The sequence below is a fragment of the Mycolicibacterium gilvum genome (assembly GCF_900454025.1).
Classification (GTDB): Bacteria; Actinomycetota; Actinomycetes; order Mycobacteriales; family Mycobacteriaceae; genus Mycobacterium; species Mycobacterium gilvum.
Map to the genome: position 1 here is coordinate 5801345 of NZ_UGQM01000001.1, position 14487 is coordinate 5815831.

Consider the following 14487-nt stretch of genomic DNA (forward strand, 5'->3'; position numbering starts at 1 on the left):
GTCTCACTGCGAAGCGAGTCGGGTCCGTTCGGTCATCGACGCGATCACGCCACCGTCGTTGAGGATGTCGGTGCCCGTCAGGTATCCGGCCTTCCGGGACGCGCAGAACGCCAGCAGATCGGCCATCTCCTCGGCGGTGCCCCAGCGCGGCACGGCCGCGTCGGCGACCATCGCGCCCGCACCCGCCTGCTCCTCGAGCCTGCCCATCTCGGTGTCGATCGAGCCGGGCGATACCGACAGGATCCGCAGCCCCTTGCCGTTGAACCGTTCCGCCTGCGCGACGCTGTACCACCGGACGAAGCTCTTGCTCAACGCGTACGCGATACCGGAGCGCGCCTCCTCGGGTGCGATCTCGCACGCTGTGAGCATCTCGGCCATGAACGTGTCGGGATCCTGCAGCGCAGCGGGAAAGACCGCGGTCGGGATCAGCTCGGCGGGCAGTATGTGAGCCGCCATCGACGCGACGTTGACGAGCGCGGCCCCCTCACCGGCGCGCGCGAAGAACTGTTCGCCGACGTTGACGGTGCCGAGAGCGTTAGTGCGCATGACGTATTCGGCGTCACCCATGCTCGGGCTCACCCCCGCGGTGTGGATCACCGACGCCAGGGTTCCCGCCACCGCCGCGCCGTCGAACAACCGGCCGACCGCGTCGCGGTCGGCGACGTCGCAGTGGACCGTCGTCGCGGAGATCCCGAGGCCGGCGAGCTCTGCCGCCGCCGCGTCGAGTCGCTCCTGCCGGACGTCACACAGCACGACGGAGTGGTCACGTCCGACCACCTTGGCCGTCGCCAGACCCATGCCGCCGGCACCGCCGGTGATTAACGAAACTGCGCTCATCTGTAAACCTCCCGGGGTTATTCAACACTGCGCGCCGACCGTGGCGGAATCCCCCGCCGGTAGTTTCGAAAGATGACTGACAAACCGGTGGAGGTCACTGCCGAGCGCTCGCGCGAGGAGCGACGGCGTCGGTCACCCCGGCGGCGGCGCTGGGTGCGCACGCTGATCGTGCTGACGATCATGCTGCTGCTGTTCGGGGTTCCGTGGTGGACGCTGGTGATGTCGGGCAACGCGTGGCCGGTGCCTGTCCTCGTCGCCGGCACCGTGGTGTTCGCGGCGGCGTTCGTGGCGTTGCCGACGACGATGCTGCTCGGTCACGGCCGGCGCAGCGACCCAGCCTCGGTCGCCGGGGACGTGCTGCTCGGCGTCGGCTGGGTGCTGTTCGTCTGGTCGGTGCTGGGTCAGCTGTTCGGGCTCGTACTGCTCGTGGGCGGCGTCGAGGACCCCGCGCGCTCCCGGATCGTCACCACCGCGGTGCTCGTCGTGTCCGTCGGACTGCTCGGGTGGGGGCATTTCGAGGCCATGCGGGTGCCGCAGATCAGGCGCCTCGACGTCACGCTGGCGCGGCTCGGCCCAGCCCTCGACGGGCTGCGCGTCGCCGTCATCACCGACACGCACTACGGCCCCATCAACCGTGCCCGATGGTCGGCGGCCGTGGTCGATCGCGTCAACGAGCTCGACGCCGACGTGGTGTGCCACGTCGGCGACATCGCCGACGGGACGACCGACATCCGGGACGCTCAGGCCGCCCCGCTCGCCATGGTGCGGGCGAAAGCCGCCCGCGTCTACGTCACCGGCAATCACGAGTACTTCAGCGAGGCGCAGGGCTGGCTGGACTACATGGAACGCATCGGGTGGGACGCGCTGCACAACCGGCACATCGTGGTCGAGCGCGGTGGCGACCGGCTCGTCGTCGCGGGCGTCGACGATGCCACCGCCGCCGGTTCCGGAGTCCGGGGGCACGGCGCGGACCTGACCGCCGCGCTCGACGGGGCCGATCCGTCGTCGCCGGTGCTGTTGCTCGCGCATCAACCCAAGCAGGTCGTCCGCGCGGCCGCCGCGGGTGTCGACCTGCAACTGTCGGGACACACGCACGGTGGGCAGATGTGGCCGTTCAATTTCCTGGTCCGTCTGGAGCAGCCGGTCGTGCAGGGACTGAGCCGGCACGGCGAACGGACCCAGCTCTACACCAGCCGCGGGACCGGTTTCTGGGGCCCGCCGTTCCGGGTGTTCGCGCCGAGCGAGATCACCCTGCTGACGCTGCGCAGAGCCCGGTAGCAGCTCAGGCAAGATACCTGCGTGTCCTCCTCGCTCGGCGACGTGCTCGCCTCCATGCAACTGCGGTCTGTCGGCGACGGCCTGTTCGCCGGCGCGCAGCTGCCCGCGCCGGCCAACCACATCCTCGGCGGTCACATCTCCGCGCAGGCCCTGCTGGCCGCCAGCCTGACCGCCCCGGGCCGCGCCCCCCACAGCGTGCACACCTACTTCCTGCGTCCGGGCGACTCCCGGCACGCGGTGACGTTCGAGGTGGTGAAACTCCAAGAGGGACGGACGTTCTCGGCGCGTCGAGTCACCGCGCGCCAGGGCGACGAGATCCTGCTGGAGGCCCTGTCGTCGTTCAAACTGCCCACCGAGGCCCCGGGTGGGGTCACGTATCAGCCGCCGTGTCCCGACGTCCCCGCGCCGGAGTCGCTGCCGGTGGTGGCGCCGCATTCCGCGGAATCCCACTCGGCGGAGGGGACGTGGGCGAGCCTGCGCTGGTTCGAACGGCGCGTCGTCGACGCCGCGACCGGCCCGCCGGCCCCGGCCCGGATCTGGCTGCGACCCGACGGCGAGGTGCCCGACGATCCGGTGCTGACCGCGTCGTTGGTGGCGTACCTGTCGGCGGTGACCCTGACCGAACCCGCTTACGCCGCCCGCAGCGGGCTGGTGATGGCGGCCCAGCGCGACCACTCGGTGTGGTTCCACGCCGCGGCCGATCTGTCCGACTGGATGCTCTACGACATGGCGTCGCCGAGCAGCGCCGACACGCTCGCGCTCGCCCGCGGCACGCTGTTCAACCGCAGCGGCGAACTCGTATGCACGGTGCGTCAGGAGATGTACTTCCCGCCGCCTCGCGGCTGAGGCTGCAGATCAACTCTCGACGAGGACCTTCAGCCGTTTGACGGTCTCGTTCATGATGCTCCCGACCTGGCGGGCGGCGACCCGGTCGGCGATCAGCCCGAGCAGTCCGCCGGGTGCTTCGTAGGCCAGGCGGAAGGTGACCTTGGTCCGTCCGTCTCCGGCGTCGCGCATCCGGAAGCGGCCGCGCAGCGTCACGCCGGTGATGCCGATCCACGCCAGGTCACGCGGCTCGTCGAACTCGACGACCTCGATGACGCCGCCGATCGGGACCGACCCCACCTTCCAGTGCACGGTGTAGCGGGAGCCGACGCCGACCGGTCCCTCGGTCACCGTCTCCCACCGCTCCAGGTGGGCCATGAACTCGGGATAGCAGCCGGGGTCGCTGATGTGCTTCCACACCAGATGCGGTTCGACGTCGACGATCACACTGCGCGAAAGCCTCATGCTCCCCTCCTACCCGAGTACCGGGAATCGCCGCTGCGCCGCCAGCCGGTCCACCCCGGACTGCAGGCTCGCCAGCACCCGGTCATTGACCGCGTCGTCATCGTCTGCCGCGATGTCATCGGCGGAGATCGGCTCCTGCACCTCGATCGCGATCTTCGTCGGCAGCGGCAGGCGCGGGATCATGTCGCTGACGGCCAGTCCCCACGGCGGAGCCAGCAGGATCGGGACGCTCTTGAGCCGGGCGATACGGTCCACGCCGAGCAGACTGGCCAGCCACTGCCCGCGGTCGAGGAACAGCGCCGCCTCCTGACCACCGACGCTAGCCACCGGGACGATCGGCACGCCTGCTTCGCGGGCGAGCTTCACATAGCCCTTGCGGCCACCGAAGTCGACCTCGTGGCGTTTCCACGACGGCCGGAACACCTCGTAGTCGCCGCCCGGGTACACCAGCAGCGCGGCGCCGGACTTCAGTGCCAGCGTCGCGTTGTCGTGGTTGGCCGCGACCGTGCCGAACTTGCGCAGCGAGCCCAAGCCCGGCATGGACACGACCAGGTTGTGGGCAAGTTGGTAGAAAGGCCGCTCGACGCCGAAGTACGAGCAGAAGGCCAGCGTGAACACGAACGTGTCGGGTGGCAGGTTCCCACCGCTGTGGTTCCCGACGAGCAACACCGGCCCGTCGGCGGGAATGCGGTCGAGGCCGCGCACGTCGGCGCGGAAGTACAGCGACGCGAGCAGCCACAGCCCCGGCAGCTGTTCCCGGATGTAGTCGGCGTCGCGCTGATCGAGGTCGGCCTTGGGCACACGCGAGGACACCTCGTGCTTGACCCATCCGAGGACATCGCCCAACCCTGCCATGGATACCGATATTGACTGCGGCAGCGATCGGCAAACCTGGCAGGCTGTTGCCGATGTCCGCTCCCCTGATCGCCGACCCCGGCGACGACCCTGACGACGTGTTCGCCGCCTTCGGGGCGTGGGCGCAGGAGAACGGCACCACGCTGTACCCGGCCCAGGAGGAGGCGCTGATCGAGCTGGTCAGCGGCTCCAACGTCATCCTCGCCACCCCGACCGGCTCCGGTAAGTCGCTGGTCGCCACCGGTGCGATCTACGCCCAGCTCGCCGCCGGGGGCGTGAGTTTCTACACCGCGCCGATCAAGGCGCTGGTCAGCGAGAAGTTCTTCGCGCTGTGCGAGGTGTTCGGTGCGGTCAACGTCGGAATGCTCACCGGCGACGCGTCGGTCAACGCGGATGCGCCGATCATCGCGTGCACCGCGGAGATCCTGGCCAACGTCGCGCTGCGGGAGGGCGGCCCAACCAGCACCGAGGCAGACATCGGATTGTGCGTGATGGACGAGTTCCACTTCTACGGCGACCCCGACCGCGGCTGGGCGTGGCAGGTGCCGCTGCTGGAACTGCCGCAGGCCCAGTTCCTGTTGATGTCGGCCACGCTCGGAGACGTCACCTTCCTGCGCGAGGACCTGACCCGGCGCACCGGCCGCCCGACGGCGCTGGTGGCCAACGCCGAGCGGCCGGTGCCGCTGTACTTCTCCTACGCGACGACGCCGATGCACGAGACCATCCAGGAGCTGATCGACACCCGACAGTCGCCGGTCTACGTCGTGCACTTCACCCAGGCCTCGGCGCTGGAGCGGGCGCAGGCGCTGATGAGCGTCAACGTCAGCAGCAAGGCGGAGAAGGCGGCGATCGCCGAGCACATCGGCGCGTTCCGTTTCTCGTCGGCGTTCGGGTCGACGCTGTCGCGTCTGGTCCGGCACGGCATCGGGGTGCACCACGCCGGGATGCTGCCCAAGTACCGCAGGCTGGTCGAACAGCTGGCCCAGGCCGGCCTGCTCAAGGTCATCTGCGGCACCGACACGTTGGGCGTCGGTATCAACGTGCCGATCCGCACCGTGGTGTTCTCGGCGCTGTCGAAGTACGACGGCACCCGCACCCGGCTGCTCAACGCCCGTGAGTTCCACCAGATCGCGGGACGGGCCGGCCGCGCCGGATACGACACCGCCGGCACCGTCGTCGTGCAGGCGCCCGACCACGAGGTGGAGAATCTCAAGCAATTCGCCAAAGTCGCCGACGATCCGAAGAAGCGACGGAAACTGGTGCGCCGCAAGGTCCCCGAGGGCATGGTCCCGTGGAGCGAGGCCACGTTGAGCAAGCTGGTCGACGCGACCCCGGAGCCGTTGACGAGCAACATGAAGGTGTCGACGGCGATGATCCTCGATGTCGTCGACCGTCCCGGGGATCCGTTCGCGGCGATGCGGCGGCTGCTGACCGACAACCACGAGCCGCGCAAGAGGCAGCTGCGGTTGATCCGCGAGGCGGTCGGTATCGCGCGGTCGCTGCTGCAGGCCGGGGTCGTCCAGAGGTTGGCCGAACCCGAAGCCGACGGCAGGCGCTACCGGCTCACCGTCGACCTGCCGCGCGACTTCGCGCTGAACCAGCCGCTGTCGACGTTCGCGCTGGCCGCCATCGGCCTGCTCGACGCGGAGTCGGATCAGTATGCGCTCGACATCGTCTCGGTCATCGAGGCGACGCTGGAGGACCCCCGCCAGATCCTGGCCGCGCAGCTGAACCGGGCCAGGGGCGAGGCCGTCGCGCAGATGAAGGCCGACGGCATCGAGTACGACGAACGCATCGAGTTGCTCGACGAGGTGACCTATCCCAAGCCGCTGGCCGAACTGCTCGGTCACGCGTATGAGGTGTATCTGCAGAGCAATCCGTGGGCGGCCGACGGAAAGCTGTCACCGAAGTCCGTGGTGCGCGAGATGTGGGAGCGCGGCATGACGTTCCGGGAGTACGTCAGCGAGTACGGGCTGACCCGTGCCGAGGGCGCCGTGCTGCGGTACCTGTCGGATGCATTCAAGGCGCTGCGCTCCGGGGTGCCCGCCGCCGCGCGCACCGAGGAGCTCACCGACATCGTGGAGTGGCTCGGCGAGCTTGTGCGGCAGGTGGATTCGAGCCTGCTCGACGAGTGGGAGCAGCTCACCAGCCCTGATCAACCGCACGACCAACCGGTCACGGTGCCCGCGAAGCCCCGCCCGCTGACCGGCAACGAGCGCGCGTTCACCGCGATGGTGCGCAACGCGCTGTTCCGGCGGGTCGAATTGTTCGCCCGCGAACGCTGGGACGAACTCGCGGCGCTCGACGGTCGCGGCGGACTGTCCGCCCAGCGGTGGCGCGAGATCGGCGACGACTATTTCGACGAGCACGACGACGTGGGGACCGGCGCCGACGCCCGCGGTCCGGCGCTGCTGATCATCGACCGGCAGCGCGACGTGTGGCGGGTGCGCCAGATCCTCGACGATCCCGCCGGCGACCACGACTGGGGATTCGAGGTCGAGGTCGACCTTGCGGCCTCCGACGAGGAGGGCGCGCCGGTGCTGCGCCTCACCGACGCGGGTCGCTTGGACTGAAACGGCACGGGGTACAACGACAGGCATGACTGCGGCGCTGAACCCTGAAGCTGAGCACGCGATCGCCGATATCGCACGGCGGCATGGACTTTCCCGGGACTCGGTGCTGGCCATGGCGGCGGCGCTGCGCAACGGCGGCGGCACGATGGCGCAGTTCTCGATCCCGGAGCTCGGGGGGTCCGGACAGTGGATGCGCGGCGGCATGACGATGGTCGGCGACATGTTCGACCATTCGCTCAAGGCCCGGGTCGACGCGCTGTGCATCGAGCTGGCTCAGTTGCTGTCCAGCACGCAGGTCTTCCCGGAGCAGACGAACTGGTGGCCGGCCGACCTGGGTGTGCCGAGTTCGACCGGGGGCCAGAACGACACCCGCTACGCCGTCTTCCCCGCGGCACGCCGGCTGGCGGTCCAGATGCGCGGCGTCACCCGGGTGTTCGACACCGCCGAGCATCGGATCGGCGGTGTCCAGCAGCAGCAGGGTGGCCCATCCGGCACGGTGCACTTCACCAGCCAGCTCGGGACCTTCGACATCTCGAGCCTGCGGGAGGTGGGCGGCGCCGCTCCCCCGACACCCGCCGCGCCGGTAGGGGATGACCCCGCGACGATCATCGCCGCGATCGAGTCGCTGGCCGGTCTGCACGCGCGCGGCATCCTGTCCGACGACGAGTTCGCGACGAAGAAGGCCGAGCTCCTGGCGCGGCTCTGACAGGGATGTGACCGCGCTCTCTGTCCGCAAAGTCACACGTCAGCGGTTTGATTTACCTGCACGTAACACGGACCATGGGAAGGGTCCGGCCGATGGGCGATCCCCGATTCGCGCCGGACCCCAAACCCAGAAACAGGAGTCGTGAAAATGTTCGCGCAGTACCGTGCCGCCCGTCAGATCTCTCGTGATCGGCGACGCCTCTACGCACGGATTGCCACGCTGCCGCACTCCACCATCCGCGAAGAGCTCGTCGCCGTGGCCCAGCGCTACGAGCGCAACGACCGCTGACCCTCATCGCTGGTCCTCACCCGATGTATCGCGCGACCTGCTCGGCGTAGTCATCGAGCAGTCGCAGCGATACGTCGCGTGACTTGGTGGGCAGCAACAGGTTCAGCTGGCCGAACCCGAGTTCCTCTGCGGCCTGCCAGTATTCGGGCTTGACGGGTGTGCCGAACTGGCACAGCGGGACGTCGCCGCCCGCACCCTCGCGGATCTGCCCGATACGTCGTGAAAGATGGTCGATGGGAAGCGGATTGGCGATCCATCCCGCGCCGTGGCGGATGATCCGCCGGACGGTGGCATCCGAGTCACCCCCGATGAGAATCGGCGGATGGGGCTTGCGCACCGGCTTGGGCCGCTGGTACGACGCATCGAAATCCACGAACCTGCCGTGATACTCGGCGGGTTCCTGGGTCCAGAGCACCTTGATGGCCTCGATGCGCTCGTCGAGCAGCGCGCCCCGGGTCTTCGGGTCGGTGCCGTGATGGCGCAACTCCTCGATGTTCCAGCCCGCGCCGACGCCGAACACGAAACGTCCGCCCGAGATCACATCGATGCTCGCCGCCTCCTTGGCGGTGATGATCGGGTCACGCTGGATCAGCAGCGCGATACCCGTGATCAGCTCGATCTCGGACGTGACCGCCGCGGCCGCTGCCAGGGTCACGAACGGGTCGAGGGTGCGGTAGTAGATCTTCGGCAGCTCACCGCCGAGCGGATACGCCGATTCCCGGCTGGCCGGGATGTGCGTGTGCTCGGCGACCGCCAGCGCAGCGAAACCGCGCTCCTCGACCGCGCGCGCCAGTGACACCGGGTCGATGGTGTCCTCGTTGGGAAACGTCGAGATGCCGAACTTCATGTCGTCTGCTCCTCTATCGGACCGGTCAGAGCGCGGCGGTGCGGTGCGCCCACGGCGCAGCCTGCTCCAGTTGGCCCGCCAACCGCAACAACAGCGCCTCCCCGGCCAGCGGGGCGACGAACTGCACGCCCAGCGGCAGACCGTCGGCCGTCCAGTGCAGCGGCAGCGAGATGGCCGGGCGGCCGGTGATGTTCGCGAGCTGCGTGTAGGGCACCCAGCCGAGATTCTGGTCCACCATGTCGTCGACGATGCCGGTGTGGCGCAGCAGTCGCGCGGTGCGGGTCTTGAGCAGCACGTCGGCGGCGCGCTGCATCACCGCCGGCATGTCGAACTCGCCGATGCGCGGGGGCGGCGTCGCCAGGGTCGGGGTCAGCAGCAGGTCGTAGGACTCGAAGAACCTCGTCAGCCGGCGGGTGTGCTCATGGCGCCGCTGCACCGCGTCGACGTAGTCCACGCTGCTGGTCGCTCGCCCCAGTGCGGCCATCACCAGGGTGTCCGTCTCGAACTGGTCGTCCCCGGCGCCGGTGAGCCGTTTGGCCTCGGCGACCTCCCAGGCCAGGGTCACGAACCAGGTGAGCAGGAAATCCCGGGCCAGCACGGCGTCGTCGTACGGCGCCTCCGCCAGCTCGGTGACCTCGTGCCCGAGGTCGGTCAGCAGACGGGTGGTCGCCTCCACCGCGGCGAACGCCTCCCGATGCGGTTGCGGCGTGATCGCCGACGGCACGCGCACGCCGATGCGGAGCGTGCCCGGATCTGTTCCGACACACGACGCGAACGACGCCTCCGGCAGCGCGGGGACGAAGGGTCCGTACGGCTCGCCGCCGCTGATCACGTCGAGCATCGCGGCGGAGTCGCGCACCGTCCGCGTCACGACACCCTGAACGGCAGCGCCGTGCATCGCCTCACCGCTCGCCGGGCCCGACGGCGTGAGGCCACGACCGGGTTTGAGGCCCACCAGACCGCAGCACGCCGCCGGGATCCTGATGGATCCGCCTCCGTCACTGGCACCCGCGCACGGGGTGATGCCGGCGGCGACCGCGGCGGCCGATCCCCCCGAGGAGCCGCCCGGGCTCCGCGTCAGGTCCCACGGATTGCGGGCCGGCCCGTAGGCCTGCGGCTCGGTGATGCCCTTGGCGCCGAACTCCGGAGTGTTCGTCTTGCCGAAGATCACCAGGCCCGCGTCGAGCCAGCGCTGCACCACCGTGGCGTGTTCACCGGCCGGTCGCGACATCAGCGACCGCGAGCCGGACGCCGTCGGCAGCCCGGCATAGTCCTGCGCCAGGTCCTTGATCAGGAACGGCACCCCGGCGAACGGGCCTCCGCGGTTCCCGCCGACGGGGGCCGGCACGTCGCGCACGATCGCGTTGATCTTCGGATTGACCGCCGCCGCCCGCTCCCGGGCCAACGTCAGCAGTTCGTCGGCGGTGACGTCACCGTCGGCGACCAGCTTCGCCAGCCCCGTCGCATCGTGGGACCGGTACTCCAGGAAATCCATGAGCCGACCGTATCGTCCGGCCGTCCCGGGGTATCCGCGCTGCCATGAGTCAGACCAGCCAGCGCGAGCTCGGCGACACCGACAGCCCGATCGAGGACGCGTTGGAGAACGCGTTCAACCGCATGCTCGACGAGGGCACCCAACGACTGCACCGCAGCTGGCACGAGGTGCTGGTGACAGGGTTCTTCGGCGGAACCGAGGTCGCGATGGGGGTTCTGGCCTACCTGTCGGTGCTGCAGGCCACCGGCAATCAGCTGCTCGCCGGCATCGCGTTCTCGATCGGGTTCCTGGCGCTGCTGCTCGGCCGCAGCGAGCTGTTCACCGAGGGCTTCCTGATCCCCGTCACCACCGTGGCCGCCAAGCGGGCGGGCATCGGCCAGCTGGCGAAGCTGTGGGGCGGCACGCTGATCGCCAACCTCGCCGGCGGCTGGCTGATCATGTGGCTCGTCATGACGGCCTATCCGAAGTTGCACGAGAAGACGACGACGTCGGCCGAACACTTCGTCAATGCGCCGTTCAACGCCGAGACTGTGGCGCTGGCGCTGCTGGGCGGAATGGTGATCACGTTGATGACCCGCATGCAGCACGGGACGGACTCGGTGCCGGGCAAGATCGCCGCAGCCGTCGCGGGAGCCTTTCTGCTGGCGGGTCTGCAGATGTTCCACTCGATCCTGGACTCGCTGCTGATCTTCGGCGCGCTCACCGCGGGTGACGCCCCGTTCGGATACCTCGACTGGCTGTCCTGGTTCGGCTACACCCTTGTGCTCAACGTCGTGGGCGGCCTGGCGCTGGTGACGTTGCTGCGGCTGATCCGCAGCAAGGACCGGTTGAAAGAGGAGCGCCGGGACGCCGAATCACCGACCGCGGAGTAAACCCGTCGTTTCCAGATCGATACCCAGGTTTGTCTCTTTTGCCACACGGGTAACTCTTGTCACAGCGCTGGGACGCCGGCGCCGCCCGAATCCCCGAGAAAGAGTCGAATGGACCAGACGAATGAACACAATTCTGTACTTCAGCGCCAGCGGCGCCGTTTATGAGACCCGCGCCTATACCGAAGCCGATATCAACACCCTGATCCAGGACCAGGGTCTGTACTGCCTGACCAGCGCGGACCGCCAGTTCGACTTCTGGTTCAGCCCCGCGACCCAGGGCTGCCAGCGTCAGGTGAACCGCGCCGCGACCGAAGTACTCCTGGCCACCACGGACTTCACCGCCAAGTCGGTCCCGCTCCTGCGTGGGTGCGTGGTGGTGGCGACCCACGATTCCGACGGTGACCTCGACGGCCTGAGCTGGCAGCAGCTCGATGAGCTCTCCGCCAAGGCCGCCACGCTGTCCCGGCGCGACGACCGAGTCCTCGACCGCCGCATCGCCGGTGACGAGCGCCGGCGCGCCCGCGAGATCGCTCCCGCAGCACCCGCGCCGGCGGCCGTCAGCTGTGCCCGCCCTCAGGCGGGTGCGAAAAGACGTGGCTCCAGCCACGCACCGTCCTTGAACCGCTGAGCGTTCTTCGCCGCGGCCAGGACGGCCAGGTCGGCCAATGGCTCGAGGACGATCACCAGTAGGTACGCGGCGCCGAACGTCGCAACGCTGGTGAGTGTCTCGACGCTGACGCCCTGTCCGTAGAGCGCCCAGAACGTCACCCAGGACACGATGCCGGCCTGGTAGGTCGCCGAGAGTGTCAGAGCCTGGCGGTATTTCAGGTCGACGTAACGCGTGTGCGGCGCGATGGTCCGCTTCGCGACGTACTGCAACGCCAGCAGCGGAGCCACGAGCGTGGTGACGTTCATCCCGTACTGCGGTAGGTCGAACGGAGCGACCAGCAACCCCTGGATCAACAGTCCGGCGGCCAGCCCCGCGGCAGCGGGCGCTGCGCCGAAGAGCAGGAACAGTGTCGATCCGAGGATCAGGTGCACCTCGGAGACCCCGACCGGGAAGTGCGGGAAGACCTCGAAGAAGAGGAGGGTCAGCGCCGTCGTGGCGGCGCTGCCGAGAATGAGCGACGCGCTTCCGCGTTCCCTGACGTGTCGCCACGCCGCGGTCAGCGCGTAGCCGCCCGCCCCGGCCGCACTGGCGTAGCTCAGTGCGATCTTGGCGCCGTCGACGATCCCAGGCTCGATGTGCATAGTCGATTCCGTTCTCTCGCTTGGTCAGTGGGGATCAGTGGTGGTGGGGTGTGTCCAGAATCCGGCGGGCCTCGACGACGTTCTCGAGTGCGGCGACCCAGTGGTCGTAGTACTCCCAGTCGCCGCGCGCCTGCTCGGGGGCGGCCTCCCAGGCGCCGATGGTGTCGATGAGGTTCTGCTGAAACTCGCTCCAGGGGTAGTGGCCGAACTCCGAGAGGGCCAGCGCGAGACCGAATGCCCTGCGTTGCCACTCGTGGTCGAAAGACGGAGCGGCCTGATCCGTGGTGCACGTGGTGTGAAGTTTCACGACGTCCGTCCCGCCAGCGCGACACCCATCATCGATTCCGTCGTGACCAGGTCCATTAGTTGCTCGTCGGTGAATTCTTCTGTACCCGCGGGCCTTTCGGGGATCACGAACCATCGGGAGTGCCCACTGGAATCCCAGACCTTGATCTCGGTGTCGTCGGGCAGGTCGACCCCCACCTCGGCGAGCACCGTCCGGGGTTCCCGTGCCGCGCGCGCCCGGAACACCGGATCCTTGTACCAGTAGGGCGGCAGCCCCAGGACCGGCCACGGAAAGCACGAACAGAGCGTGCAGATCACCAGGTTGTGCACACCGGGCTCGTTGGCGACCGCCTGCAGGTGTTCGCCCTCGGCGCCGGCCATACCCTCCGGGAGATCCAGTTCCGCGATGGCCGCCGGCGTGTCCACCACGACGCGCGCGGCGAAATCGGGGTCGGTCCAAGCCTTCACCACAATCTTCTTGCCGTTGAGCGGGGTCATCTCGGACTCGAAGTAGGACAGCACCTTGTCGACGGTCTGGCCGGTGATGACGCCCTTCTCGATGAGGAGCCGCTCGAGCGCGGCGACCCGGTCGGCACTGAGCTGCTCACGCTCGGACGGGTAGGCGAACTGGTCGGTCACTTGTCCTCCTCGATGGGTTCCAGATACGCCTCGAAAAGTTCGGCGTAGAGGGCATTGGCGCCGGGTTCCGCCCGGGGGCCCCACAGCTCCTCCGGGGTGAACTCGACGATGTAGATCGGCATCGGGTCGCCGATACCGTCCCCGGTGTGGACGAAGTATCCGTAGTCGCCCTCGAAGATGCGTTGCACCGTACCGGTTTTGGCGCGCAGGTAACCGGGCAGCCGGGTGTGCGCTCCGGCCGGGGCGTTGGTGATGAGCACCGTGTCGCCGACCTCGAACTTCGGGTGCGCCACATCCCGCCGCGGGCTGTCTCCGCGTCGCAGGTAGTCGATCACCTGCTCGTCGATCGCGGGGCTGCCGGGTCCGGCGACGGGAGGATCGGTCACGCCGAGCAGATCGGCGATCTCCTCTTCGGACACGTAGCCGTTGTCGACGAAGAACTGGCTGATACCGCCGAGCCACTTCTCGTAGTAGCGGAACTTGAAGTAGTCGAACGGATTCATCCCCTCGGCGCCGGTGCGCAGGGAGGCCCAGGTCCATTCGTCGCGGAACGTGGTCGGCACCTCGGCGATCGGATACCCGGGCAGGGCCGAGCCGAGGTGGTTACTCAGGCCCATCATCGCCACGTGGATGCCGAAGATCCGCTTCTCCCAGTCTTCGACGAAGACCTTCTTCTCGAGGTTCAGCGGTTCGGGCAACCCTTCGAGCCCGCCGAGATAGTGCTGCAGTTTCACGCCGTCACACCTTCCGTGTCGGGGCGGTCGACCGGTGCCGACCGCGTCATCAGAGTGGCCAGGTATTCAGAGGCGATGCCGAAGGTCGCACCGAGCACGCAGGCGCACGCCGCCACCAGCCCCGGATGCGAAATGCTTGTGGCGGTGACCAACTGCCCTGTCCCGGCGACCGTCGAGACCGTGGAGGCGAACCCGACGACGACCGCGGGCGTGGTGGACAGCAGCCCCACCCACGACGCCTGGACCATCACCGCGCTGCCGACGCCGACCGCGATCGCGGTGGCCGTCAGGCTTCCACCCAACAGGTGTGCCGCGTACAGGCTGGCACTGGCGATCGCGACGCCGACCAGGTTCGAGCACACCGAGCGCACCCAGCCGGCGGGCCCGCCGCCGACGAAGAAGAAGGACGCCCATGCGAGGAACACCACCCAGATGGGGACGGTGACCAGTGTGGCGGTCAACGCCACGGCTATCCCGCCGAGCACACCTATGCTCAACGTCAACGCGGACCGCGAATCCATACTGCCTCACCCTCGT

At 68.7% G+C, this 14487-nt stretch carries 17 protein-coding genes; 7 read left to right on the plus strand and 10 right to left on the minus strand.

Features of this window, described 5'->3' with window-relative positions; genetic code table 11:
* Positions 1-3: 3 nt before the first annotated feature.
* On the minus strand, positions 4-837 hold the full coding sequence (locus DYE23_RS27360) for an SDR family oxidoreductase (RefSeq protein WP_115328653.1): 834 nt from the start codon (positions 835-837) through the stop codon (positions 4-6).
* A 72-nt stretch (positions 838-909) separates the two neighbouring features.
* Here DYE23_RS27360 and DYE23_RS27365 point away from each other — a divergent pair, with 72 nt between their 5' ends.
* Both DYE23_RS27365 and DYE23_RS27370 read left to right on the plus strand, forming a co-directional pair.
* Complete coding sequence (locus DYE23_RS27365; RefSeq protein WP_011891923.1) at positions 910-2115, plus strand: metallophosphoesterase; 1206 nt, start codon at positions 910-912, stop codon at positions 2113-2115.
* A gap of 21 nt (positions 2116-2136) precedes the next feature.
* On the plus strand, positions 2137-2961 hold the full coding sequence (locus tag DYE23_RS27370; RefSeq protein WP_011891922.1) for an acyl-CoA thioesterase: 825 nt from the start codon (positions 2137-2139) through the stop codon (positions 2959-2961).
* Between the two features lie 9 nt (positions 2962-2970).
* Here the strand turns inward: DYE23_RS27370 and DYE23_RS27375 are convergent, their stop codons facing one another.
* Together DYE23_RS27375 and DYE23_RS27380 are read right to left on the minus strand one after the other, a co-directional pair.
* Complete coding sequence (locus DYE23_RS27375) at positions 2971-3405, minus strand: SRPBCC family protein (protein ID WP_011891921.1); 435 nt, start codon at positions 3403-3405, stop codon at positions 2971-2973.
* 9 nt (positions 3406-3414) lie between these two features.
* A complete protein-coding gene (locus tag DYE23_RS27380; protein WP_011891920.1) occupies positions 3415-4260 on the minus strand; it encodes a lysophospholipid acyltransferase family protein in 846 nt (281 codons plus the stop codon).
* Positions 4261-4313: 53 nt separating this feature from the next.
* Here DYE23_RS27380 and DYE23_RS27385 point away from each other — a divergent pair, with 53 nt between their 5' ends.
* From DYE23_RS27385 to DYE23_RS30970, 3 genes are all read left to right on the plus strand, one after another.
* Positions 4314-6833, plus strand: coding sequence for a DEAD/DEAH box helicase (locus DYE23_RS27385; protein WP_115328654.1), 2520 nt, complete (start codon positions 4314-4316; stop codon positions 6831-6833).
* 25 nt (positions 6834-6858) lie between these two features.
* A complete protein-coding gene (locus DYE23_RS27390) occupies positions 6859-7539 on the plus strand; it encodes an SHOCT domain-containing protein (RefSeq protein WP_115328655.1) in 681 nt (226 codons plus the stop codon).
* Between the two features lie 147 nt (positions 7540-7686).
* Positions 7687-7827, plus strand: coding sequence for a hypothetical protein (locus tag DYE23_RS30970; protein WP_013473160.1), 141 nt, complete (start codon positions 7687-7689; stop codon positions 7825-7827).
* Positions 7828-7843: 16 nt separating this feature from the next.
* On the opposite strand, the gene DYE23_RS27395 is transcribed toward DYE23_RS30970, so the two are convergent.
* Complete coding sequence (locus DYE23_RS27395; RefSeq protein ID WP_115328656.1) at positions 7844-8674, minus strand: LLM class F420-dependent oxidoreductase; 831 nt, start codon at positions 8672-8674, stop codon at positions 7844-7846.
* 25 nt (positions 8675-8699) lie between these two features.
* The gene (locus DYE23_RS27400; protein WP_011891916.1) at positions 8700-10169 is read right to left on the minus strand and encodes an amidase; all 1470 of its coding nucleotides are present in this window, start codon (positions 10167-10169) and stop codon (positions 8700-8702) included.
* Between the two features lie 44 nt (positions 10170-10213).
* Between DYE23_RS27400 and DYE23_RS27405 the strand changes: the two genes are divergently transcribed.
* Positions 10214-11041, plus strand: coding sequence for a formate/nitrite transporter family protein (locus tag DYE23_RS27405; RefSeq protein ID WP_011891915.1), 828 nt, complete (start codon positions 10214-10216; stop codon positions 11039-11041).
* A gap of 121 nt (positions 11042-11162) precedes the next feature.
* Positions 11163-11669, plus strand: coding sequence for a hypothetical protein (locus DYE23_RS27410; RefSeq protein ID WP_013473163.1), 507 nt, complete (start codon positions 11163-11165; stop codon positions 11667-11669).
* Here DYE23_RS27410 and DYE23_RS27415 read toward each other — a convergent pair.
* The 5 genes from DYE23_RS27415 to DYE23_RS27435 are packed head-to-tail and all read right to left on the minus strand — an operon-like array spanning position 11615 to position 14471.
* Positions 11615-12292 (minus strand): energy-coupling factor ABC transporter permease, encoded by a 678-nt coding sequence (locus DYE23_RS27415; protein ID WP_011891913.1) that lies wholly within the window; start codon positions 12290-12292, stop codon positions 11615-11617. The two genes, DYE23_RS27410 and DYE23_RS27415, sit on opposite strands and share 55 nt — an antisense overlap.
* Before the next feature lie 34 nt (positions 12293-12326).
* Entirely contained in the window at positions 12327-12599 is a 273-nt protein-coding gene (locus DYE23_RS27420) for a nitrile hydratase accessory protein (protein WP_011891912.1), read from the minus strand.
* Positions 12596-13216 (minus strand): nitrile hydratase subunit alpha, encoded by a 621-nt coding sequence (gene nthA, locus DYE23_RS27425; RefSeq protein WP_011891911.1) that lies wholly within the window; start codon positions 13214-13216, stop codon positions 12596-12598. Before nthA ends, DYE23_RS27420 begins: the two co-directional genes overlap by 4 nt.
* The gene (gene nthB / locus DYE23_RS27430; protein WP_011891910.1) at positions 13213-13950 is read right to left on the minus strand and encodes a nitrile hydratase subunit beta; all 738 of its coding nucleotides are present in this window, start codon (positions 13948-13950) and stop codon (positions 13213-13215) included. The genes nthA and nthB overlap by 4 nt, the downstream gene beginning before the upstream one ends.
* Positions 13947-14471 (minus strand): DUF1097 domain-containing protein, encoded by a 525-nt coding sequence (locus tag DYE23_RS27435; RefSeq protein ID WP_041799825.1) that lies wholly within the window; start codon positions 14469-14471, stop codon positions 13947-13949. Before DYE23_RS27435 ends, nthB begins: the two co-directional genes overlap by 4 nt.
* Between the last annotated feature and the right edge of the window lie 16 nt (positions 14472-14487).